This is a genomic window from Coriobacteriia bacterium, from assembly GCA_034370385.1.
Classification (GTDB): Bacteria; Actinomycetota; Coriobacteriia; order Anaerosomatales; family PHET01; genus JAXMKZ01.
Window position 1 is genome coordinate 161,707 of the sequence record JAXMKZ010000044.1, and the last position, 24,282, is coordinate 185,988.

General features: G+C 65.3%; 18 protein-coding genes and 1 rRNA gene. 16 read left to right on the forward strand and 3 right to left on the reverse strand.

All coding sequences use genetic code 11. From position 1 onward, the window contains the following. Window positions 1–69: 69 nt before the first annotated feature. Window positions 70–609, reverse strand: a complete 540-nt coding sequence (locus U1E26_09675; GenBank protein MDZ4169905.1) for a hypothetical protein — start codon at window positions 607–609, stop codon at window positions 70–72. Between the two features lie 216 nt (window positions 610–825). Here U1E26_09675 and U1E26_09680 point away from each other — a divergent pair, with 216 nt between their 5' ends. From U1E26_09680 to argH, 13 genes are all read left to right on the forward strand, one after another. Then, entirely contained in the window at window positions 826–1,311 is a 486-nt protein-coding gene (locus U1E26_09680) for a TasA family protein (protein ID MDZ4169906.1), read from the forward strand. Continuing rightward, window positions 1,311–1,736 (forward strand): S24/S26 family peptidase, encoded by a 426-nt coding sequence (locus U1E26_09685; GenBank protein ID MDZ4169907.1) that lies wholly within the window; start codon window positions 1,311–1,313, stop codon window positions 1,734–1,736. Before U1E26_09680 ends, U1E26_09685 begins: the two co-directional genes overlap by 1 nt. Window positions 1,737–2,075: 339 nt before the next feature. Then, on the forward strand, window positions 2,076–3,137 hold the full coding sequence (gene pheS / locus U1E26_09690) for a phenylalanine--tRNA ligase subunit alpha (protein MDZ4169908.1): 1,062 nt from the start codon (window positions 2,076–2,078) through the stop codon (window positions 3,135–3,137). Window positions 3,138–3,171: 34 nt separating this feature from the next. Continuing rightward, window positions 3,172–5,589: a phenylalanine--tRNA ligase subunit beta gene (pheT, locus tag U1E26_09695; GenBank protein MDZ4169909.1), complete on the forward strand. Its 2,418-nt coding sequence runs from the start codon at window positions 3,172–3,174 to the stop codon at window positions 5,587–5,589. A 100-nt stretch (window positions 5,590–5,689) separates the two neighbouring features. After that, a complete protein-coding gene (gene argC, locus U1E26_09700) occupies window positions 5,690–6,730 on the forward strand; it encodes an N-acetyl-gamma-glutamyl-phosphate reductase (protein ID MDZ4169910.1) in 1,041 nt (346 codons plus the stop codon). 1 nt (window position 6,731) lies between these two features. Further along, window positions 6,732–7,961 (forward strand): bifunctional glutamate N-acetyltransferase/amino-acid acetyltransferase ArgJ, encoded by a 1,230-nt coding sequence (gene argJ, locus U1E26_09705; GenBank protein ID MDZ4169911.1) that lies wholly within the window; start codon window positions 6,732–6,734, stop codon window positions 7,959–7,961. A gap of 99 nt (window positions 7,962–8,060) precedes the next feature. Further along, window positions 8,061–8,936 (forward strand): acetylglutamate kinase, encoded by an 876-nt coding sequence (argB, locus tag U1E26_09710; GenBank protein ID MDZ4169912.1) that lies wholly within the window; start codon window positions 8,061–8,063, stop codon window positions 8,934–8,936. Next, the gene (locus U1E26_09715; protein ID MDZ4169913.1) at window positions 8,936–10,141 is read left to right on the forward strand and encodes an acetylornithine/succinylornithine family transaminase; all 1,206 of its coding nucleotides are present in this window, start codon (window positions 8,936–8,938) and stop codon (window positions 10,139–10,141) included. The genes argB and U1E26_09715 overlap by 1 nt, the downstream gene beginning before the upstream one ends. Further along, on the forward strand, window positions 10,138–11,076 hold the full coding sequence (argF, locus tag U1E26_09720) for an ornithine carbamoyltransferase (protein ID MDZ4169914.1): 939 nt from the start codon (window positions 10,138–10,140) through the stop codon (window positions 11,074–11,076). The genes U1E26_09715 and argF overlap by 4 nt, the downstream gene beginning before the upstream one ends. A gap of 24 nt (window positions 11,077–11,100) precedes the next feature. Further along, entirely contained in the window at window positions 11,101–11,529 is a 429-nt protein-coding gene (locus U1E26_09725) for an ArgR family transcriptional regulator (GenBank protein ID MDZ4169915.1), read from the forward strand. A gap of 58 nt (window positions 11,530–11,587) precedes the next feature. Further along, window positions 11,588–12,817 (forward strand): argininosuccinate synthase, encoded by a 1,230-nt coding sequence (locus U1E26_09730; protein MDZ4169916.1) that lies wholly within the window; start codon window positions 11,588–11,590, stop codon window positions 12,815–12,817. Between the two features lie 5 nt (window positions 12,818–12,822). Beyond that, complete coding sequence (locus U1E26_09735; protein ID MDZ4169917.1) at window positions 12,823–13,026, forward strand: hypothetical protein; 204 nt, start codon at window positions 12,823–12,825, stop codon at window positions 13,024–13,026. Next, complete coding sequence (argH, locus tag U1E26_09740; GenBank protein MDZ4169918.1) at window positions 13,019–14,434, forward strand: argininosuccinate lyase; 1,416 nt, start codon at window positions 13,019–13,021, stop codon at window positions 14,432–14,434. Before U1E26_09735 ends, argH begins: the two co-directional genes overlap by 8 nt. Window positions 14,435–14,495: 61 nt before the next feature. On the opposite strand, the gene U1E26_09745 is transcribed toward argH, so the two are convergent. Next, window positions 14,496–16,706: a PBP1A family penicillin-binding protein gene (locus U1E26_09745; protein MDZ4169919.1), complete on the reverse strand. Its 2,211-nt coding sequence runs from the start codon at window positions 16,704–16,706 to the stop codon at window positions 14,496–14,498. A gap of 126 nt (window positions 16,707–16,832) precedes the next feature. On the opposite strand from U1E26_09745, the gene U1E26_09750 reads away from it, so the two are divergent. Beyond that, a complete protein-coding gene (locus tag U1E26_09750) occupies window positions 16,833–19,241 on the forward strand; it encodes a DUF3656 domain-containing protein (protein ID MDZ4169920.1) in 2,409 nt (802 codons plus the stop codon). 5 nt (window positions 19,242–19,246) lie between these two features. Here the strand turns inward: U1E26_09750 and U1E26_09755 are convergent, their stop codons facing one another. Then, window positions 19,247–21,646: a PBP1A family penicillin-binding protein gene (locus tag U1E26_09755; protein MDZ4169921.1), complete on the reverse strand. Its 2,400-nt coding sequence runs from the start codon at window positions 21,644–21,646 to the stop codon at window positions 19,247–19,249. A 359-nt stretch (window positions 21,647–22,005) separates the two neighbouring features. Here U1E26_09755 and tyrS point away from each other — a divergent pair, with 359 nt between their 5' ends. Together tyrS and U1E26_09765 are read left to right on the forward strand one after the other, a co-directional pair. Beyond that, entirely contained in the window at window positions 22,006–23,214 is a 1,209-nt protein-coding gene (gene tyrS / locus U1E26_09760; protein MDZ4169922.1) for a tyrosine--tRNA ligase, read from the forward strand. Window positions 23,215–23,832: 618 nt separating this feature from the next. Continuing rightward, window positions 23,833–24,282: ribosomal RNA gene (locus U1E26_09765) — 16S ribosomal RNA — on the forward strand; the annotation flags it as partial.

The following is a 24,282-nucleotide window of genomic DNA, read 5'->3' on the forward strand; positions in this document are numbered from 1 at the left end:
GACAGGATCTACCCACGAAGGGCCCCGCCGCGGCGGGGCCCTTCGGTTCGTCCGGTGAGTTGCAGCCGATCACGGGGCGAGCAGTACGCCCAGCGTGCCGTCGGTCCCGCCCTGTGAGTGGCAACCCTCGCACGGCTCTGTGCCGACGCCTTCCTCTACGACCGGGTCGCCCTCGGCGGACCACTCGCCCCAGTACCAACCGTCGGCGGTCTTTTCCATGGCGGCGAGCTGGATCACCTCGCCGCCGGCGAGGATCTCCTTGACGATGATGCTGCGCTCGGGCCACGTGTGACCGCCCGATGCGGAGCTTGCCGCGGCTTTGAAGTAGCCGTCTTCGGCAGCCGGATCGAGGAAGATGCGCACCTGCTCGCCGTGCGGCCCCTTCGCGGGGGCGGGCTCGGCGAAGTCGGGTGCAGGCTTCCACGACTCGTAGCTTTCGATGCGAGAGTACAGGTCGGCGGGCAGGGACTGGCCCGTCTCCGGCGGTTCGGCCTCAGCTGGAGCGACCGGCAGCGGCGCGGCCGGTTCTTGTTCGGGGGCGCAGCCGCCGACGCTCAGGGCAAGCAGGAGGGCGATGAAGACGGACGCGAGGGCGATGGGGCGGTTCATGGGTCCTCCTCGGCTGTGCAGTCATTGAAGAGCTCATACCCCACTCGTGGTGCCGCATAGGCAGTCGCACGGCGTCGCCGGAGCGCGGCCCGGCATTTTGACATTCGAAAGAAAGCGGAAAGCGTCGTCGGCTAGCTTGAATCCGGCCGGGCATCCGCACGGCAGCGGGTATGCGCGTCTCCCCTCGACGTGCGTCTTTGAGAGGAGGACGTCATCATGCTCAGAAAGGTCATCGTGACCGCGGTGGGTGCAGTGCTGGCCCTGTCGGTCGGCGCGGCGAGCGCGTACTTCACGGCTCAGGTGCAGGTTCCCGATTCAGTGATACGGGCGGGGACGGTTGCGATCTCGACCGAGCCGACGGTCGCGCCACTGTCCATCGACGCGCTCGCGCCAGGAGCGGTGGTCGCACGGGATGTGTCGGTCATCAACGATGGTTCACTTCCGGTGGATGTCGTCGTCACTGCATCGAAGAAGGCCGGCATAACGGATTTCTACGAGGCGTTGACGTGCCGGGCGACCTGCGGAGAGACCGAGCTGTACCGGGGCCCGCTGTCGAGCATGCGCACGGCACCGGTGCGGCTCGCTCCGGCCGCTCGAGGTCAGGTGCGCTTCGAGGTGGGGCTGCCAGCTGAAGCCCCGAACACGTTGGCTAACGACTACGTGCGGCTGTCGCTCTACGTCGATGCCGAGCAGGTCCACTGATGCTTGAGCGGTTGAATCAGGCTTTGCCCATGGTCGTCGCCTACATCCTGGTCGCTGTCCTGGTCGTCGTCGGTTCGCGGGAGTACATCCCGGTCGCCGTCACGGGCGGGTCCATGCGTCCTGCGCTCGCACACGGAGACCTGGTGATCTTCAGGCGTGGGGCCGGTGTGCGGCAGGGAGACATCGTCCTTGCCGTCTCACCGGGCCACGGCCCGGTCGTTCACCGCGTGGACCGCGTGATGCCTGACGAGGGGGTTCGGTTGCGTGGAGACGCCAATCCCGTCGTGGATGCATCCGCAACCCCGCGCACGTGCGTCCGCGGTCGAGCCGTGCTGGTTGTGCCCGTCGGAAGCACGCTTGAGCGCTGGCGGGGCGACGGCGATAGCGCTACAATCTCGGCTCAATCGAATAGTGCAAGGCGATGACGGAGAAGACGGTGGGCGGAAGGATCGTCGGCCCAGGGAGGAGTCTCGAGACTGAGAGGGCTCCACGACGACGGCACCACCGGTTCACTCCATCAGCCGCGACCTGAAAGCACCGATCGTGAACGGTGCCACGTAGGGGAGCCGGATCCTCCGATACCGGGACGGGTGAGGTGCGAGCTTCACCAAGGCATACGCCATGGCGTAGCCGGAACAAGAGGGCCCGCAGGTTCGGGGCCAACCGAGGTGGTACCGCGGGAGCCGCTGCTCCCGTCCTTGGGGCGAGATGCCTCTCGGGCGGGGTGGCGGCTCCTTTCAGTCTCGATGGGAAGGACCGCGAGTATGGGCGTTGCAGAGGAACTGATGCAGGCGCGCGACGACGGGTTAGCGGCTATCGCCGGAGCCGACGATCTGGCTGCGCTTGGGGCGATTCGCGTCGCGATCTTGGGCAAGAAGGGCTCGCTCACCGCGGTGTTGCGAGGGCTGGGCTCGCTTTCGACTGACGAGAGGCCCGTCGTAGGCAAGAGGGCCAACGAGGTCCGAGTCGCGCTGGAAGAGGCGCTGGCAGACCGCAACGCCGAACTGTCCGCTGCCGCGATGGATGCGCGTCTGATCGCCGAGGCCGTGGACGTGACGCTCCCGGGGCGAGCGCGTCCCCTCGGCAGCCGGCACCTCATCAACCGGATCACCGCAGAGATCACGGAGATCTTCCTCGGGCTGGGCTACCGGGTTGCGGAAGGCCCGGAAGTCGAGCTCGACTACTACAACTTCACCGCGCTCAACACGCCGCCCGACCATCCTGCTCGCTCGCTCGCCGACACGTTCTACGTGCGTGACCTGTCCGGCGATGAGGCAGCGGTCAAAGGTGAATCCGACGTGCTGTTGCGCACCCAGACCTCTCCGGTCCAGGTGAGGACCATGGAGCGCGAGAAGCCGCCCATCTACGTGCTCTCCCCGGGGCGCGTGTACCGTCGTGACATCGCCGATCCGAGCCACCTTCCGCAGTTCACGCAGGTCGAAGGTCTCGTGGTGGATGAGGGGATCACGTTCGCTGACCTCAAGGGAACCCTCGATCACTTCGTCCACCAGATGTTCGGGCCGGACCGCAAGACGCGGTTCCGCCCGCACTTCTTCCCGTTCACTGAGCCCAGCGCTGAAGTGGATATGAGCTGCGGCATCTGCGACGGGTCAGGTTGCCGCTTCTGCAAGAACTCGGGATGGCTCGAGATCCTTGGCTGCGGCATGGTCGACCCGAACGTGTTCGGATACGTCGGCATCGACCCCGAGAAGTACTCAGGGTTCGCGTTCGGTATGGGTGTCGAGCGCATCGCCGCTCTCAAGTACAACGTGCCCGACCTTCGCATGCTTGTCGAAGGCGACATGCGCTTCCTGCGCCAGTTCTAGATCCACGACGCGAGACAACGGAAGGACGCACTCCATGCGAGTATCGATGACATGGCTCAAAGAGCTGGTCGAGGTAGGTATCGCGCCTCGCGAGCTTGCGGAACGTCTCGACATGACCGGCACGGCCGTTGAGGCCATCCACGAGACCGGGGAGTCGCTCTCAGGGGTGGTGGTCGGCCTCATCGTCGAGCGCGCGAAGCACCCTGAGGCCGACAAGTTGTGGGTGACCACGGTCGACGTCGGAGACGGCACGCCGCGGACCATCGTGTGCGGTGCCCAGAACTTCGATGCCGGCGACAAGGTTCCGGTCGCGCTCGTCGGCGCGGTGCTCCCCGGGGGCTTCGAGATCAAGAAGGCGAAGCTGCGCGGCGTGGTGAGCGAGGGCATGAACTGCTCGCCGCGCGAACTGGGCTTGGGTGAGGACCACGACGGACTCATGATCCTGCCGGCGGATGCGCCTGTGGGAGCCGCATTCGCTGAGTGGTATGGCGTAGGCGACACGATTCTCGAGCTGGAGATCACGCCGAACCGTCCTGACTGTCTGTCGATGGCTGGTGTCGCCCGCGAGGTGGGCGCGGTGCTCGGGACACAGGCCGCGGTTCCTGCGTCCAAGCCGTCTGAGTCCGGAACCGAAGCGGCAACCGCGTGCACCGTTGAGATTCTCGACTCGGACCTGTGCCCGCGCTACACCGCCCGCGTGATTCGCGGGGTGCGCGTCGGACCTTCTCCGGACTGGCTGGCCGAGAAGGTGAGCGCGGCAGGCGCGCGTCCCATCAACAACGTCGTGGATGTAACCAACTACGTGCTGTTCGAACTCGGACAGCCGCTTCACGCCTTCGACCTCGGTACGTTGGCACCTGAGCCGGATGGAACGGTTGCGATCACCGTGCGGACCGCTGGGGTGGGAGAGCGCCTGCGCACGCTCGACGGGGTCGATCGCGAGCTGCGCTCAGACACCCTGCTGATCTGCGACGGCAGCGGACCGGTTGCGCTCGCCGGCGTCATGGGTGGCGAGGCCACGGAAGTCTCAGATGCGACGGTCGACGTGCTGCTTGAGTCAGCCTGCTTCCAGCCAGCGTCGATCTCGCGCACGAGCCGGTCGCTGGGCCTCGTTTCTGAGGCCTCGATGCGTTTCGAGCGCGCGGTGGACCGAACCGCCTGTGTCGCTGCGCTCGATCGTGCCGCAGCGCTCATTGCCGAGGTGGCCGACGGCACGGTCGCCCCCGGGGTGATCGATGCCTACCCTGCGCCGCTGGCCCCGAGAGCCCTCACACTGCGCCTGGATCGCCTCGGGGCGGTTCTCGGTGTGATGCTTGATCGTGTCGAAGTGGAGCGCATCCTTGGGTCACTGGGGTGTGAGGTCGAAGCGCATCCGGACCGCCTCGAGGTGCGAGCCCCGAGCTTCCGGCCCGACCTTGAGCGCGAGATCGACCTCATCGAAGAGGTGCTGCGCATCTGGGGCATGGAGCGGGTCGAGTCGACGCTGCCCGGCGGCCGCGAGCGCATAGGGATGCTCACGCGCGAGCAGATGCTTCGCGAGCGAATCGGCGAGATCATGCGCGCCTGTGGTCTGAACGAGACCATGACCTACGCGTTCGGCGACCCCGGCGATCCCGAACGGGCATCGATGCCCCTCGCCGCGGACGAGCTGTTGGTCGAGCTGCTCAACCCGATGTCGGTTGAGCAGGCGGTCTTGCGCCGCTCCCTGCTGCCGGGGCTACTCTCGAGTGTGTCGTACAACCAGCGACGCGGGGTGTCCGATGTGCATCTCTACGAGGTCGGCGGCGTCTTCTGGACCTCCCCGGGGCGCAAGCAGCCCAAGGAGCGCACGGTCGTGGGCGGCGTGCTTGCCGGTGGGTGGCATCGATCGTCGTGGAACTCGCCGGCCGTCCAGCTCGACTTCTTCGACGGCAAGGGCGTTGTCGAGAACTTGGTCCGCGAACTCGCTATCGAGAAGTTCAAGGTGCGGGCGTTCGAGCCGCCACATCTGCAGCCCGGGCGAGCTGTCGAACTGCTGATCGGTGGCGAGGTGGTGGGTTGGCTCGGTGAGGTGCATCCGCTGGTGCTCGAGCGCTTCGACGCCACGGCGCCGGTCGTGGCATTCGAACTCGACGTGAGGAGGCTCATACGTGCGGCCCGTGATGCTCGGCCGTTCGTGGAACCCGCGCGGTTTCCGGCCATCGCGCACGACATTGCCATCGTCGTGGATGAGGAGGTCTCCTCAGAGCGCGTCGAGCAGGCGATTCGCTCGGCGGGTGGCAAGCTCTTGGCCGACGTACGCGTCTTCGATGTCTACCGCGGAACCGGCGTGGAGTCGGGCAAGAAGTCGATAGCGTTCGCGCTGGAGTACCGCGCGGCGGATCGCACCCTGACTACCGAGGAGGTCGATGCGGCGCACGAACGGCTGGTGCGCAAGGCGACGGGTGCCGTGGGGGGAATACTCAGGGCATAGCGCATCAGGGAAGCATAATTACGCATATTGATTGACTTGTATGCATAACTTTGAATATAGTACCGACTCAGTACCTGGCTGTGAGTCGGAGGCGATCGTGATGGACGTAGCTGTCATAGGGGGGTCGGGTTATACCGGAGCCGAGCTCCTTCGGTGGATTCTCGGGCATCCTGAGTTTGCGCTGTCGCTGGTCACATCCGACGCCGAGGCGGGCAGGCCCGTGGCTGCGATCCATCCCGCGCTGGCCGCATCGACAGATGCGGTGTTCGAGCCCGTCGATGCGGCGACCATCGCGAGCAGGGCGAAGCTGGCGTTTCTAGCGGTGCCGCACACCGCCGCGATGGCAATCGTTCCTTCGCTTCTGGATGCCGGCCTGACCGTCATCGACCTGTCGGCGGATTTTCGTCTGAGTGACGCCTCGATCTATGAGCACTGGTACGGGGTCACGCATGCTGCGCCCGACCTTCTGGCGAAAGCCGTCTACGGTCTTCCTGAGGCCGACAGGAGCGGTCTGCTCGGCGCGAAGCTGGTCGCGGTGCCCGGCTGCTACCCGACGGCCACTGCGCTGGCTGCCCTGCCGGCGCTCGAGACGGCGGGCCTGTGGGACGGCCGTCCCGTACATGTCGATGCCAAGTCGGGCGTGACCGGGGCCGGCAAAGGGCTCTCGCCGGGTTCGCACTTCGTCGCCGCGAACGAATCAGTACTGCCGTACAAGGTCGGCACTCATCGTCACACGCCCGAGATCGAGCAGACACTGGGCCGGGCGGCGAACGAATCGGTCCCCGTGGTGTTCGCACCGCATCTGGTGCCGCTGTCGCGCGGGCTTCTGTCGACGGTGTACCTCGGGATGGCGCGGGAGATCTGCGCAGATGAGGCAGTGGAGATGTACCGCGCGCGGTACGCCGGAGAGCCGTTCGTCCGGGTCCTTGAGGCCGGCTCGATGCCTTCGACGGCCGAAGTCCGCGGAACGAACCGTGCGGTCATCGGGGTGACCGTGGACGAGCGGACATCGACGCTTATCGCGGCGTGTGCCCTAGACAACCTCGGCAAGGGTGCCGCGAGTCAGGCCATCCAGTGCGCCAACGCGGTGCTCGGTCTTCCTGAGGACACGGGGCTCACGTCGATAGGCCCGGTGATCTGAGATGCCATCCGGACACTCCGTCCCTGTCTTCGAGGACGTTGGAGGCGGGGTCACGGCCCCGACAGGATTCTCCGCATCCGGCGTTCACTGCGGTCTGAAGCCGGAAGGCCGGCTCGATCTGGCGCTGGTGGATGCCGGTGATCGGGTCCCCGCTGCCGCCGTGTTCACCATCAACCGCGTCGCCGCGGCCCCGGTGGTCGTATCGCGGCGACATATCGCTGATGGGCACGCGCGGGCGGTCGTGATCAACGCAGGCAACGCGAACGCATGCACAGGTGAGCCGGGCGAGTCGGCCGCGATCGCTACGGCGCGGGCGCTCGCCTCGACGCTTGCCTGTGACCCGGGCGACGTGATCGTGTGCTCTACCGGTGTGATCGGTGTCCCGTTGCCGGTCGACCTCATCGTCGCTGCGGTTCCGTCGGCCGCACGTGCTGCAACGCGGTCGGGTGCCGGGGATGCCGCCGCCGCGATCATGACCACGGACACCTTCGCCAAGCAGGCCGCGGTCGCGTTCACGTACGACGGCGCGCGCTACACGGTTGCCGGCATGGCCAAGGGCAGCGGCATGATCCGACCTGACATGGCTACCATGCTTGGGGTTCTCACGACCGACGCGCCTCTCACAAGCAGCGCGTGCGATGCAGCCCTGCGCGCAGCGACCACAACCACCTTCAACCGGGTGACCGTCGACGGCGACACGTCCACGAACGACACGGTGGTGCTTCTTGCCAACGGTGCGGCGGGGGGTGAGCCGATCGGGCCCGATGCACCTGCTTTCGCTCACGTCGCTGAGGCCCTTCGGATCGTATCTGAGCGGCTCGCCCGGATGCTCGCCCGTGATGGCGAGGGTGCGACGAAGCTCGTCACCGTGACGGTGACCGGTGCATCGACCGAGGCTGACGCGGAACTCGCGGCCTTCGCGATCGCCGACTCGCCGCTCGTCAAGACCGCGCTTTTTGGCGGCGACGCCAACTGGGGCAGGGTGGCCATGGCAGCTGGGAAGTCGGGTGCCGCGTTCGATCAGAGCGCGTTGGCAATCCGCTTCGCCGGAATCGAGGTCTGCAGCAAGGGGACCGCAGTTCCCTTTGACGAGGAGGAAGCTGCTGCTGCGCTGGCAGCCGACGAGGTCTCCATCGCTGTGGACCTGGGCGCCGGAAGCGCGGCCGTGACCGTCCTTACCTGCGATCTGTCATACGACTACGTTCGCATCAACGGCGACTACCGAAGTTAGCGGTGTGGTGACGATCACTCGGTCGAAGCCACACGGCACGCGGACTCGACTCACGTCGTGCCGTCAGGCACCCCCGACGACAAAGAATGGTGTGAAGCGATGAAGGACTCACTTGCCAAGGCCGCAACCCTCATGGAGGCTCTCCCGTGGATCAAGCATGCGTGGGGCCGGACGGTTGTGATCAAGTACGGGGGGGCGGCCATGACCGACTCCGCGTTGCGCGACGCCGTCGCCGCCGACATCGTGCTCATGAAGCTCGTGGGCGTGAACCCCGTCGTCGTGCACGGCGGAGGACCTGAGATCACCTCGTTCATGGAGCGGCTCGGCATGCCCGTGCGTTTCCATCAGGGCCTCCGGGTGACGACTGACGAAGCCATGGACGTCGTGAAGATGGTACTTGTGGGCAAGGTCAACAAGGAACTGGTCAGCGCCATCAACTCTCACGGTCGCTATGCCGTCGGGATGTCGGGCGAGGACGGCAACACGGTGGTTGCCACAGCGCTCGACCCCGAGCTCGGCCGGGTGGGAGAGGTGACCGAGATAGATACCACCGTGCTGGCGAACCTCATCGAGGACGGATTCATTCCTGTGGTCGCGACGGTGGCCGCTGGCGATGACGGCGGATCGTTCAACGTCAACGCAGACCTCGTCGCGGGCCGGTTGGCTGCAGCGCTCGGTGCGGACAAGTGCATCTTCCTGACCGACGTGGATGGGCTGTATCGCGACTTCTCCGACAAGGGCTCGCTCATCAGCGCGCTCAGCGCCGTCGAGGCTGAGGAGATGATCATGGCCGACGAGCTTGAGGGCGGCATGGTGCCCAAGGTTGCAGCATGTGTGCATGCCCTCCGAGGTGGCGTGAGGCGCGCACACATCCTCAACGGCACGGTGCCCCACGCTCTGCTGCTGGAGGTCTACACCGACGAAGGTGTGGGTACGATGATCACTCATGAGGCCGAGCAGGGGGGTGCTGAGTGATGGGTGCCCTCTTCGAGGCGGCCAGAGAGCGCGACGCCGCGTGCGTGATGCAGACCTACGCGCGCAAGCCCATCATGTTTCTCTCCGGGGACGGGATGCGCCTGTTCGATGATGACGGTCGCGAGTATCTCGACTTCGTGAGCGGCATCGGCGCGGTGAATCTCGGCCACGCGCACCCGGCGGTCACCGAGGCGGTGGCTCAGCAGGCCGCCAAGCTCGTCCACGTCTCCAATCTGTTCTTCGTCGAGCACCGCGCCGAGCTGGCGTGCGACTTGAACCGGCTGCTGGGCGGCGGTATGCGTACCTTCTTCGCCAACTCAGGGGCTGAAGCCAACGAGGGCGCCATCAAGATCGCCCGGCGCTGGGCCGGGGAGACGAAGCCCGGAGCCTTCACAGTGGTGACCACCCATCGCTCGTTTCACGGTCGGACCCTGGCCGCGCTTGCCGCCACCGGGCAGGCGAGCAAGCAGGAGGCCTTCGCGCCGCTGCCCAGCGGGTTTGTCCACGTGCCGCTGAACGACATCGATGCGCTGTCCGAGGCGCTCGACGAGGGAGCAGCAGCGTTCCTCGTCGAGGTCATCCAAGGCGAGGGAGGCGTGTGGTCGGCCACACCCGAGTATCTGAGGGCCGCTGAAGGGTTGTGTCGAGAGCGCGACGCGTTGTTCATGATCGATGAGGTCCAGACGGGCTTCTTTCGCACAGGTCCTGCATTCGCGCACCAAGCGTTCGGTATCACGCCCGATGTCGTGACCCTCGCCAAGGCTATGGCGAATGGATTCCCGATCGGCGCTGTGGTGGCCCGCGAGGAGGTCGCAGCGGCGTTTCGCCTCGGAGACCATGGCTCGACGTTTGGCGGCGGTCCGGTGGTGTGTGCGGCGGGTCGCGCCACGGTGGCGGCGCTCATCGCCGAGAACGCCGGCGAGAACGCCCTGAGATCAGGCGAGTACCTGCGCGCGGGCCTCTCACGTCTGGGCGATGCGAGCGGAGCCGTGACCGACGTACGGGGTGCGGGGTTGATGTGCGGCTGCACTCTGGCTGCTCCCAAGGCCGCCGAGGTGGCGTCGTCGATGCTGCAACGCGGGTGCGTCGTGAACCACATAGGAGCGGAATTCTTGCGGTTTCTCCCGCCTCTCGTGTGTGGCGAGGCCGAGATTGATACACTCCTGAGCGCGCTGTCGGATGTCATCGAGGAGGTTGTCGCGTGAACAACGAACTGTTTCGGGGGCGCGATCTTCTCGCTCTGGACGATTTTTCGCCCGAGGAGCTCGTCCACCTCGTGGGGGTCGCGGAGGCGCAGAAGCGCATGTGGAACACCGGGCTTCGCAAGGCGCCGCTTCCCGGCAAGTCCGTCGCGGTCATTCTGCAGAAGCCGTCGCTGCGCACGCGAGTGAGTTTTGAGATGGCGTGCGTACAGCTCGGCGCCCACTGTGTGGTCATGAGCGGACCTGACGGCGCGTTCTCGCGCGGCGAGACCGTGCATGACACGGCGAAGGTGCTCGAGCGCTACGTCGACGCAATCGTCATTCGGACCTACGCCCAGTCCGTCGTCGAGGAGCTGGCCGCGCATGCGTCGGTTCCCGTGATCAACGCGCTCACCGACGACCATCATCCCTGTCAGGGACTCGCCGATCTTCTCACCATCCAGGAGCGCTTCGGAAGGCTCTCGGGGCTACGATTCGCCTACGTCGGGGATGGCAACAACATGGCCAACACCTACCTGTTGGCCGGTGCCCTTGCGGGTATGGACGTCGCGATCGCCTGTCCTGCGGGCTACGAGCCGTCGGCAGACGTCGTGGGTCGTGCCTCGGCCATCGCCGAGCGCACCAGTGCTCGCGTGCATGTCGGAGACGACGCGTCGGCGGCTGTCGCCGGCGCCAACGTCGTCGTCACCGACACCTGGGCGTCGATGGGGCAAGAGTTCGAGCATGAGGAGCGTCTCGCGGCGTTTCAGCCGTATCGGGTGGACGAGGCGCTCTTCGCCATGGCGGCCCCGGATGCGGTGTTTTTGCACTGCTTGCCTGCGCACCGCGGCGAGGAGGTCACCGACGGAGTCATCGACCACCCGCGCTCGCTCGTGTTCGATGAGGCGGAGAACCGTCTGCACGCACAGAAAGCGCTGCTGTCGCTCGTGTTGGGCTAGATGCAGGTCACGAAAGGGGACCCGATGAGAAAACGGCGTGAGCGTCAGGATGCCATACGGCGCATGGTGCGAAACGAGCGCATCCGAACGCAGCGCGCACTCGTTGACAGGCTCAAAGACGACGGCTACGACTGCACCCAAGCCACGGTGTCACGCGACATCACCGAGATGGGGCTTCGTAAGTTGCCTGAGGGCGTGTACGTGCTTGCCGAGGACCTGCACCTGCAGCGCATGGTCAAGGACCTGGTCGTCGGGGTGAAGCGAACCGCGAACCTCGTGCTGGTCAAGGCCCAGGCGGGGACGGCGCCAGGCGTTGCGGCCGCCCTCGACGCTGCAGAGATCGGGGGCATTCTCGGGAGCGTCTCGGGCGACGACACGATTCTCGTCATCACCGACTCAGAGCCTGAGGGCGCGGCTCTCGTCGAGACACTCGATAAGTTCAGGGGCGCGTAGCGCCATACGAAGGGCCAGTCGGCATGGTGTCCGGCTGCCGCGAGACGAAGGGACAAGCATGACCCGCGAGAAGTGCGTGCTGGCATACTCCGGAGGCCTCGACACCTCCGTTGCGATCAGGTGGATCCAAGAGCACAAGGACATGGACGTCATCGCGCTGGCTATCGACGTAGGCCAGGAGCGACAGGACCTCGAGTTCGTGCGCCAGAAGGCGCTCGGCATCGGTGCTATTGAATCCATCGTCAAGGACGTGCGCGAAGAGTACGTCGAGGAGTACCTCTCCAAGGCGCTTAAGGCGAACGCCCTGTACGAGAACAAGTACCCCCTGGTCAGCGCGATGTCCCGGCCGATCATCGTCAAGCACCTGGTCGAAGAGGCGCATCGCCATCAGGCCAAGTACATCGGACATGGCTGCACCGGCAAAGGTAACGATCAAGTGCGCTTCGAGGTCGGCATCGCAGCGCTGGACCCCGATCTTGAGATCGTGGCGCCCGTTCGCGAGTGGGAGCTCAAGACGCGCGAGCAGGAGATGGAGTGGGCCGAGGCCCGCGGAATCCCCGTACCCACCACCAAGGAGAATCCTTACTCCATCGACGACAACCTGTGGGGTCGGGCCATTGAGTGCGGCGTGCTCGAGGACCCCTGGGTCGAGCCTCCCGCAGACATCTACACCCTCACGAACGACACGCGCACCGACGCATGCGGCAATGAGCCTGAGTACGCGGTGATCAGTTTCGAGCAGGGCGTGCCGGTGGCGCTCGACGGTGAGCTCATGAGCTTTCACGAGATCATCAACGCGATGAACGAGTTGGCCGGCAAGCACGGGTTCGGGCGCATCGACATGATCGAGAATCGCCTCATCGGCGTGAAGTCGCGCGAGATCTACGAGGTCCCCGGTGCGCTCACGCTCATCACCGCGCACAAGGCGATGGAGGACCTGTGCCTCGAGCGCGACGTGCTGCACTACAAGTTGCAGATCGAGCAGCGCTGGGCAGAGCTCGTCTACAACGGCATGTGGTTCTCGCCGCTCAAGGAGGCCCTCGACGGCTTCATCGAGACGACCCAGCAGCTCGTCACGGGCGACGTCCGCCTGCGCTTCTTCAAGGGGAGCTGTGTTCCGGTCGGCCGCCGCAGCCCCTACTCGCTCTATGACTACAATCTGGCCACGTACGACGAGGCCGACAGCTTCGATCACAAGGCCGCCAAGGGCTTCATCGACCTGCACGGACTGCCCGTGAAGGTCTGGGCCCGCCAGCGCCGCAAGGTCGGCAAGGAAGGCGAGGTGTAGCCAGCATGTTGGGCATCGGCGCGGCCGAGTTCGGCATAATCGTCCTTATCGCACTCGTGCTCTTCGGTGCGCCGATTCTGACGTTCATCGTGGGCTACTCGCTCGGCAAAAAAAACGTTTCGTCCGACAGCGGCGGGGAGGGCGAGCGCTCACAGAGCGCGCCACCCGAGCAGCCGATCATCGATTCCGAGGAGCCCGCAGATGGGTGATGCCAAGACCCCGTGGGGCGGTCGGTTCGAGAAGAGCCCGAACCGCTTCCTGATCGAGTTCGGTGCCTCCTTGCCGGTGGACAAGCGGATGTGGTCCGAGGACATCCGCGGCTCGGTCGCCCATGCGCGCATGCTCGCCGAGCGGGGCATCATCACCGAGGATGATGCCGATGCGATCGAGACCGGCCTTGCACAGATCTACCGCGAGATCCGCGAGGGAGCCTTCGAGTGGCATATCGAGGACGAGGATGTGCACATGGCCATCGAGCGCGCGCTCATTGAGCGCATCGGGCCCGCCGGCGCGCGGCTCCACACCGCCCGAAGCAGAAACGACCAGGTGGCGACCGATACCCGGTTGTTCGCGAAGGGGCGCGCGGTCGATCTCGCCTATCGCGCGCTGTGCCTGCGCCGCACCTTGCTGCGCGTCGCCGAGGAGAACCTGAGCGTGGTCATGCCCGGCTACACCCACCTGCAGAAGGCGCAACCGGTACTGTTCAGCCACCACCTGCTGGCCTATGCCGCCATGCTGTCTCGCGATTTCGTCCGGTTCCGTCACGCATACGAGTCGGCCGATACGCTCCCCTTGGGAAGCGCTGCGCTCGCGGGGACGACCTTCGAGCTTGACCGCGACTACGTGGCCAACAGGCTCGGGTTCGCCGCGGTCAGCGGCAACTCCATGGATGCGGTGTCCGACCGCGATTTCCTGCTCGACCTGGTCTATGCGTGCACGGTCTGCCAGACGCACCTGTCGCGGCTGGCAGAGGAGATCATCATCTGGTCAACCGAGGAGTTCGGCTTCATCGCGCTCGACGACGAGTTCTCCACCGGCTCCTCGATCATGCCGCAGAAGAAGAACCCTGACTTCGCAGAGCTCGTGCGGGGCAAGACCGGACGCGTCATCGGCGACCTGACGGCGCTGCTCGTGACCCTCAAGGGCCTGCCGCTTGCCTACAACAAGGACATGCAGGAGGACAAGGAAGGGGCCTTCGACGCGATCGACACCGTGGCTTCGTCGCTGCGCGCGATGTCGGGGATGATCGACACCATGCGCGTGAACGCCGACGCGATGCGCCTTGGGGCGTTGGGCGGGTTCATGGCCGCCACGGACCTCGCGGACTATCTGGTGGGCAAGGGAGTGCCCTTCCGCGATGCCCATGAGGTCGTCGGCAAGCTCGTACTGGCTTGCGAGAAGGACGGCAGGACGCTGCAGGGCATGTCCGTCGAGGACTACCAGCTCCACGACCAGCGCTTCGGTGACGATGTGCGAGGAGTCGTCGACATCGACCGGGTGGTGGCGCGACGCGTCAGTGAGGGCGGCACCGGGCATGATGCTGTCCGAGCCCAGATCGAGCGCGTGCGAGCCGAACTGGTCGCCGACGAAGCGTGGGTCGAGGCTGCCGAGGAGTGATTGACGGCCCCCTAGCGCGAGCGCACGGTGCCGGTCGCGCGCTCCTGGCGGCTCACCCGCGTCAGGGAGTCGGCGTCGAGGTCGGGTCAATGCCGGGATCGGGATCCGGTTCAGGTTCGGGATCAGGGTCAGGATCGGGGGCCGGATCGGGTGTGATGGACGGCCTGTCCGCTGGCTTGCGGCCCTTGGAGACGTAGAGCACCAACTTGCCGCCCTTCGCGCCCTGAGCCACGACCGTTCCAGCCTTCTTATCCGACCACACGTAACTGATCGAGTAGCTTTGACCGCCGAGTCTCGACTTCGCGTTGGCCAGCGCAAGGCCCACTACGCTCGGCGGTTTGGTCACGGGAATGTGGAACTTGGCGGGCGAGTACTTCGGTTGACCTGCGCGCGGGAACTCGAGTGCGGGCTGTCCAGCCAGCGCGCCCCGCATGAACTCGGCCCAGATCGGCGCGCAGACCGTTCCGCCGAACGCGTTGCGTCCGTTGACCCTCACGGGGCGTTCCTGCAGATGCCCGACCCACACCGCAGTGACGAGCTGGGGGGTGTACCCCACGAACCACACGTCGCGGTAGTTCTGGCTCGTGCCGGTCTTGCCGGCCGCAGGACGTCCTATCTGTGCGCGCCTCGCCGTCCCACCGGTGATGACACGTCGCAGCACGTCAGTCGAGGCGCGAGCCACCTCCTTCTTGAGAACGCGCTTTCCACGCTTGCTGGCGGTGAAGATGACCTCGCCGTTGCTGTCCTTGACCTTCGCGATCACGACGGGCTTATGGAGCACGCCGCCTGTTGCAAGCGTGCCGTATGCCGAAGCCATCTCGAGCGGCGTGACGTTCGCGGCGCCCAGTGAGATCGACGGCAGCGCAGGAATCTTGGTCTGGATTCCCATGCGCTTGGCCATCTGGGCCACTTTGTCCGAACCGATTTCCCACGCCACGCGCGCGAAGACCGTGTTCACCGAGGCCGCGGTCGCGCTGGCAAGAGAGATGACCCCTCGGCCGGAGCCCTCGCTGTTGCCAACCACCCACGGCTTGGGCTTGGTCGGGATGTAGGCAGGCGAGGACGAGTCGACGCCGAACCCCGGAGGCATACCCTCGTTGATCGCAGCGACCAGCACGAACGTCTTGAATGACGATCCGGGCTGCCGGTGACCCTGAGTCGCGAGGTTGAACTTCCTCTTGTGATAGTCGCGTCCGCCGACGAGTGCCTTCACGTGTCCTGTGCGAGGATCGATGCTGACAAGCGCACCCTCGGGGCCCGAGGCCGACGTGCCGATGCCGTTGCGAACGGCCTTCTCGGCCTTCTTCTGAAGACGGGTGTCGAGCGTCGTGTAGACCGTCAGGCCGCCCTTGAATACCACGGCGGGAGAGAACTTGGCCTGGAGCTCCTTCTTGACGTGGGCCACGAAGTAGGGCGCGCCGTAGATGCCGTCCTCGGGGTTCTTCGCGCGCTTGAGCTTGAGCTTGGCGGCAACGGCCTTGTCGTGCTCTTCGGCAGTGATGTAGCCGTCGCGAAGCATGTCGCCCAGAACCTTGTTGCGTCGGTCGATCGCGCCGTCAGGGTTGTCGTAGGGGCTGAGTCTGCTCGGCTGCTGCGGTAGACCGGCGAGCAGCGCGGCCTCCGGAAGCGAGAGGTCACTCGCGTTCTTGGCGAAGTAGGCGCGCGATGCCGCCTGGGCGCCGTAGGCTCCCTCGCCGAAGTACACGGCGTTGAGGTACATGCCGAGGATCTGTTCCTTGGTGTAGCGCTTCTCCAGCTCGATGGCCAGATAGGCTTCACGCACCTTGCGCGCAACCGAGATGTCGGTCCTCTCGTCGAGCAGGATGGTGTTGCGGACGTACTGCTGGGTGATGGTCGAGGCGCCCTCTTCGCCGAAGCCTTCGGTCAGATTGACCACGACCGCACGACCCAGACCGATGAAATCGACCCCGTTGTGATCGTAGAAGCGAGAGTCCTCGACCGCCACGACGGCATCGACGAGGTCACTCGACATCTTGGACACGGGAATGACCTCGCGGTCCTCGAGGTAGAGGCGGGCAAGGAGCTTGCCGTCGGCCGAATAGATCTTGGTGGCCTTCGCGACCTCGAATGCTCCGGGCGCGTTGGGGTCCGGAAGGTCCTCAAGCCACGACTTGACCAGCGCCCCCGCGCTCACGGCGCCGACGCTGGCCATGAGGATGACGACCGCAACCAGCACCGCGGCCACTCTGGCCGCGATGATCATGCCCTGTCCGCGCCGGGTGCGGCGCAGGCGTGCACGTCGTGCTGACATAGGGGGTCGACCCTCTCGTTGGCCCTTACTGATGCTACATTGTGGCTCACCCGCGCGAATTCTGTGCCGTATTGCCCGTACTGTCACTCAATCGTTCCCCGCGGCGCAAGGGAGGGACCTGCGTTCATGAACCGAGTTTCCCCTGAACTGCTCGCGCCTGCGGGTGGTCCTGAGTCGCTTCGGGCCGCAGTCGCCGCCGGTGCCGACGCCGTCTATCTCGGCATGGATCGCCTCAACGCGCGTCGGAGCGCTCAGAACTTCACACGGGAGACGCTCGCAGACGCATGTCGGTTCGCGCATCTTCGGGGTGTTCGTGTCTACCTCACCGCCAACGTCGTGGTGCTACCTTCAGAGATGACACACGCCCTTGAGCTGGTCGCCGACGCGTGGGGCGCCGGCGTGGACGCGGTCATCGTCCAAGACCTCGGACTGCTTCGGGTCATCCGGAACACGATGCCGGATGTGAGGGTGCATGCCTCGACGCAGATCAACGCGCACTCGACCTCGTCCGTCAGGGCACTCGGGCAGCTGGGCGTCGCACGCGTGACACTGGCCCGGGAGTTGAGCGTTGCCCAAAGCGCGGCCGTCTCACGCGCGGCAGCAGACGCGGATATCGAAGTCGAGTGCTTCGTCCACGGAGCCCTGTGCGTGTGCTACTCAGGGCAGTGTCTGTTGTCGTCGCTCATCGGGGGCAGGTCAGCGAATCGGGGGATGTGTGCCCAGCCGTGTCGACTGGCGTACGAACTGGTGGATGTGACGGGGGCGGTCCGTGAGACGACCGGCGCGCACCTGCTGTCACCCAAAGACCTAGCGGGTATCGGTGTTCTGCCGGAGCTGATCGACGCAGGGGTGGCGTCACTCAAGATCGAAGGCCGTATGAAGTCGGCGGACTACGTCGCGCTCGTCACCGGCGTGTATCGAGCCGCGTTGGACCGGGCCATCGCGTCGCCTGAGGCCTACGCCGTTCGTGACGGGGAGATGGCCGTTCTATCGGAAGCGTTCAGTCGTGGATTCAGCGAAGCCTATCTGGTGGGCGAGCGGGGGAACTCGATGATGAGTTACCAGCGCCCCAACAATCGGGGAGTCCCGGTGGGACGCGTCGTCTCGGTGGACGGGCGGATTGCGACCATCGCGATCGACGTTGATCTCGCTCGGGAGGACACGATCGAGTTCTGGACCGGGCGAGGACGCTTCGCCCAGCGCGCAGAGGAGCTGGCCATCGGCGCACGGCCGGTCGAAACGGCACCCGCGCGCTCTCGGGTCACCGTGCGTTTGCAGGACTCTGCGGGGGTGGGTGACCGCGTGTTCCGGGTGCGAAACGCCGCCCTGGCTGATGCCGTTGCGCGTACCTACGCCGACCCTTCCGGCGCGCGCTTGCCCGTCGACGTCGCGGTCCGGCTCCAGATCGGATCGCCGGTCGAGGTGACCCTCGTCGACGAGCGGGGTCGCCGTGGGTCCGCGTGTGGATCGGTGGTTGAACCCGCCCGAACCCGCTCGGTGGAGGCCTCCGACGTCATCGAGCATGTGGGCCGATTCGGATCCACACCGTTTGAGCCTCGCTCGTGGGATGTGGCGCTCTCGCTAGGGGCCGGCATCGGCTTCTCCGAGTTGCACCGGGTTCGCCGCGAGGCCGCAGAAGCCCTTGAGGCGACGATCCTCTCTCCGTGGGCGGATCGCTCGTTGCCCCCACCGGGGCCTACGGGGGTGCTAGACGATCGGCGCGCGTCCACGCCGAAGAAGGTGCGGCTTGTCGCGGTCGTGGCTGACGAGGATGCCGCTGCGGCGGCCCTCGCCGCCGGAGCCGACCTCGTGCACGTGCCGGTCGCCGCACTGGAGGAGCCGACTGCTCGTGTCGCGGCTGTGTTGCCACGCATCTGCCCCGACGACGAGGAAGACGCCGCCATCACCGAGGGGACTCGGGCGGCCACCGTCGTCGCAGGCACCCTCGGCCAACTCGCCCGCCTCGCTTCCTGCGGTGCAACCGTGGAGACCCACTGGTCACTCAATGTGGTCAATGCTCAGGCGGTCGATGGCCTGGCCGACCTCGGGGCGGCCTTCGTCTGGTTGTCTCCCGAGTTGACGCAGATGCAGGTGGGCATCGTGGCTGCGAACAGCCGCGTCCCCGTGGGGATCGCGGTTGTCGGAAGACAAGAGCTGATGGTCACGGAGCACTGCGTGCTCATGGCGGTCGGAGAGTGCTCGCGCTCGTGTCATTCATGTGGCCGCAGGCAGGGCGCGTGGACGCTCAGGGATCGCAAGGGGTATGAGTTCCCGGTGCGAACCGATGAATCAGGACGCACCCATCTGTACAACGCAGTGCCGCTGGATCTGACGCACGCACTCGACGACGTGCTTGCGACCGGCATAGCCGCTGTGCGAATCGACGCGGCACTGGAGCCGCCCGATGAAGTCGCCGCGACCGTGCGCCGCGTCAGAGCAGCACTTGACGCTGCGTTGTCAGGCGGTGAGGCCGGGTCTCGCGGGGCCGACAGGTCAGCGGTGACGAGCGGCCATTTCTATCGCGGCCTCTCGTGAATTCGTCACCTCACGGCGATGGTGTGGGTCACTGAGCCCTGGTCGCCGTCATCATCGGTCACCCACAGGGTGACATCGTAGGTCCCCGGTGTCGCCCACACGTGCGCGACCTTGGACCCGGTTCCCGTGTTGCCATCGCCGAACTCCCAGTAGAACGTGGAGATCGTCCCGTCGTCGGTGGAACCGGTGCCATCGAGCTTCGTCGGACGGCCGGCTTTGGCATCGGTCGGTGGTTCGAAGATGGCTTCGGGCGGGCTGTTGCCCGCGTCACCCGCGCTGACGACGATGGTGACCGGAGCGTCAACGTCGAGGACGCTGCCGGGTGCCGGGGTCTGCTGCGCCACGATACCGGGTGCCACGCCGGCCACGGGGCGTTCCGTCACCTTGGCCGTGAGGTGCGCCGCCTCCAGTGCATCAAGCGCCTCCTCTTTTGACAGGCCGACGAGCTTGGGCACCTTCACCCTCTCGGGCGTGACGTGGACCGTGCAGGACCCAGGCACGCTGCGGGCGAGGACCAGGGCCCCGATGGGCTTGGGGCAGAACTCCGTGGCCGCGCCGCCGCTTTCCGAGCAGACCTGCAAGGTCCGCAGCCCTCCCGGACGCTTGAAACGTGTCGCTTCTACGTTCTTGAGGGCGGCCACCATGAAGGAGCGCCATATCTCGGCGGGGAAAGAGCCGCCGGTGACGGTGCGTCCGTGCACCGAGGTCATTTCCCGCTGAGAGTCCGGATAGCCGACCCACACCGCTGTGGACAGCTCGGGCGTGTAGCCCACGAACCAGGCGTCGCGGTACCGTTGGGTCGTGCCCGTCTTGCCCGCGGCCTGTCTACCGATTCGAGCTGCGGTGCCCGTGCCTCGTTCGATCACGCCGCGCAGGATGTCGGTGGTCAGATAGGCGAGTGCGGGGTCGATGGCGTCGTTGATCTCGCGTCGCCCCTTGAACAGGTACTCGCCGGAAGCATCCTTGATATGCATGATGCCGTACGGCTCCGCGTGCTTCCCTCCGGCCGCCAGGGTCGCATACGACTCTGCCATCTCGAGGGGAGAGACTCCGTGCTCGAGCCCTCCGAGTGCGATGGCGGGAACCGGCGCGATACCTGAGTCCACCCCGAGCTTCTCGGCGGTCTTGACGACCTCGTCTGCGCCGACCTCCATGATGAGCTTGGCAAACACCGAGTTCACCGATTTCTCGGTGGCCGTACGCAGTCTCATCGGTCCCTTGGCTCCACCAGAGGCTCCGGTCACACTCCACGTTCCCGATCCCACATCGATCTTGATCGGTCCTGACTCATAGGCCTGCTCAGGGCTGGTTCCCTTGCTGAGCGCGGTGGCGAGCACGAATGGCTTGAACGCCGACCCGGGTTGGCGCTTGCCCTGAACGGCGACGTTGAACTGCTGGGTCTTGAAGTCGCGGCCCCCGACCATGGCGAGCACTTCGCCGGTTCCCGGTTTGATTGCGACCAGGGCGGCTGACGGATCATCCTCTCGATCAAGGCTTGCGGCTATCGCTTTGGAGGCTGAGCGCTGCATCGCCAGATCCAGCGTGGTCTTGACGGTAAGGCCACCGCGGTAGAGCATCCGCTCACCGTACTCCTCGATCAACTGCTCTTTGATCCATTCGACGAAGTAGGGGGCTGCGGACGAGCGCGGCTTCAGGCCTACCACCTCGATCGGAGCGGCGATGGCATCCGCGTGAGCAGCTTGGTCGAGGTAGCCTTGGTCGCGCATCTGGCCGAGCACGGTGTCGCGCCGGTCGACGGCGGCATCGGGCTCGAGGTAGGGCGAGTACCGGCCCGGCGACTTGAGCACGCCCGCAAGCACCGCGGATTCCGGGACGTTGAGCTTGCTCACGGTCTTGCCGAAGTAGACCCGTGACGCGGCTTCGACGCCGTATGCGCCGTGCCCGAAGTAGATGGTGTTCAGGTAGCCTTGCAGTATCTCGTCCTTGGAGTAGCGCCGCTCGACACGCTGAGCCAAGATCGCCTCTTGAACCTTTCGTTTGAGCGTCTTCTCGCTCGTCACGAAAGCCTGCTTCACATACTGCTGGGTGATGGTGGAGCCGCCCTGGGCCCGCTCACCCCGAATCACATCGACGACGAGTGCACGCGTGATGCCGATAGGGTCCACGCCCTGGTGCTCGTAGAACCGCTTGTCCTCGGTAGCGATCACGGCTTGTCTGAGATGGGGCGGCATATCCGAAAGCTTGACGTCCTTGCGGTTCTCGTCGGCGTACAGTTTCGCGAGCTCCTTGCCGGAGCGGTCGGTTATGACGGTCGACTGGTCGCGACCCTTCGCCTTCGTGATGTCTGGATCCGGGAGCTGTGAGGCCATCGTCAGGTACACGACAAGCCCCGTCACCGCCACCGCCGCGACGGCAATCACGAGGGTGAGGCCCGCAGCGCGCAAGAAGCGGGCGAATCCGCTACGACCCCTTGGACGCGAAGGGCCTCGAGTGGGGCGGATGGGGGTCCCTGAACGTGCCGAGGAGCCGCGCGCGTTGCCCGTCGTGCGCTTACGGGTTCGGTTGTCGGGCCGGGGTGCGGGACGCTTGTCGCGTCCGCGACCTGAGCGTTGGTCAGCCATGTGCTCGCTTTCGAAGTGCTCGGTAAGGTTGTCTGCAGGGGCTTGTCCGTCGAGGCTCTCCACCTTCTCGGCCAGTGCCCTCTGCTAGTATGACACGCGAGTTTCGGGCCATTTTGCGTGGCGCGAGGCCAGCGGACCGCGAATCGTTCACCACCCGTCATGTACGTCGAAAGGCAGACATCGTGCTTTCGGTCTCTGAGCAGATGCATATCCTCGCAAGCGGCGTTGCCGACTTGGTGCCCAAGGCGGATCTCGTTAAGAAGCTGGAGAAAGGTCGTCCCCTGCGCATCAAGCTCGGGGTCGATCCGACCGCGCCGGACCTTCATCTGGGCCATGCCGTACCGCTGCGCAAGCTGCGGCAGTTCCAGGACCTTGGCCATACGGTGGTGCTCATCATCGGGGACTTCACCGCGTTGATCGGTGACCCGTCGGGTCGTAACAGCACGCGGCCTCCGCTGACGCGCGAAGAGATCGACCATAACGCCCAGACCTACGTTGACCAGGCGTTTCGTATCCTGGACCCGGAGCATACCGAGCTGCGACGAAACTCCGAGTGGCTCGAGCCGCTCGGCTTCGCTGACCTCTTGCGTATCACCAGTCGATTCACCGTGGCTCGGACCCTGGAGCGCGACGACTTCCAGAAACGCTATCGGGACGGCGTCGGTATCTCACTTCACGAATTCCTCTACCCGGTGGCCCAGGCCTACGATTCGGTCGCCATCGAAGCTGACGTCGAGCTCGGCGGCACCGACCAACTCTTCAACCTGCTCGCGGGACGCGAGCTCATGGAGAAGAGCGACATGGAGCCCCAGATCGCGTTGACGCTTCCCTTGCTCGAGGGCACCGATGGGGTTCAGAAGATGAGCAAGAGCTACGGCAACTACATCGGGCTCACCGACGAGCCGTCGGATATGTTCGGGAAGGTGATGTCCGTCCCCGATGCGCTCATGATCAAGTACTTCCGCCTATGCACCGGGATGCCGGTTGATGAGGTCGACGCCCTCGAAGCCCGCCTGTCGGCGGGTGAGGCTCACCCGAACCAGACAAAGCGCGATCTGGCCCGACGTATCGTCGATCTGTACCACGGTACCTCGGCGGCTGAGGCTGCGGAGGAGCATTTCAACGCGGTGTTCGTGAAGCACGAGATGCCTGATGAGATTCCTGAGACCGCCGTAGATCTCGAGCCGGAAGTCTACGTCCCCGGGCTTCTTGTCGCCCTCGGACTGGCCTCATCCGCCGGCGAAGGCAGGCGTCTGATCGATGGCGGAGGGGTGAAGGTGGCCGGTGTTGCCATCGAGCCTCGCGTCTATAGTGTCGCGCGCGCGACCGTGGAAAACCAGATCGTGCAGGTGGGGAAGCGTCGGTTCGCACGGGTGATCGCTGCTGACTGAGCGCACGATGCAGCCGTACCTGTTTGGCCCTTTGCGAGGTGGGTACATACCTATCCCCTTCGCGCGGTCCGGTTGCGCAGTCGGCGTGCTGGGTGTACAGTGGCGTTTCGCACCAACCGGAACCTCGAAGGAGACCGGAGCGCGTGTTGAAAACAGAGTGCCGCCGGGAGGCGATTCCATAGGCAGACAGGGCAGCCACCCGTCAGGGGGCCAGCCGCTCTCCTGTGCGCCTCCCGAGTTCGACCGGGGGGCGTTTTCGTTTCTCGGATCGTTCGTTTCGGGCGGGGCGGACATGCCCCGAAGATTCTCGAAACAACCTGTTGACACGGCGAGAAGGAATCAGTAATGTACCTCCTCGCCGCCAAGAACGGGTTGGTGGCGTGCGGCGGGTGAAACCGCAGGAAAACGCAGGTGTTCCCGCCGCAGCTTGAACCTTGAAAACCGGATACTGTGAAACAGCCAGAAATGAACCCGTCATTTCGAGAGGGTCAACTAAAAGACCAAACCGAATTGACTTCCGGTCCAAACCGCATCGCCTTCCTTAGCGATGTAGGTGGGCCACTCCGGATAGAACCGGATCACTTTCGTGAATCGCAGGCCTTACCGCCTGTGACATTTTCCACGGAGAGTTTGATCCTGGCTCAGGATGAACGCTGGCGGCGTGCTTAACACATGCAAGTCGAACGATTAAAGCCCCTTCGGGGGTGTATAGAGTGGCGAACGGGTGAGTAACACGTGGGTAACCTGCCCTATGCTTTGGGATAACTCAGGGAAACTTGAGCTAATACCGAATACTCCGGACTGATCGCATGGTCGGTCCGGGAAAGTTCCGGCGGCATAGGATGGACCCGCGGCCCATTAGCTTGTTGGTAGGGTAATGGCCTACCAAGGCGACGATGGGTAGCCGCGCTGAGAGGCGGATCGGCCACACTGGGACTGAGACACGGCCCAGACTCCTACGGGAGGCAGCAGTGGGGAATTTTGCGCAATGGGCGAAAGCCTGACGCAGCAACGCCGCGTGCGGGATGAAGGCCTTCGGGTTGTAAACCGCTTTCAGCAGGGATGAAA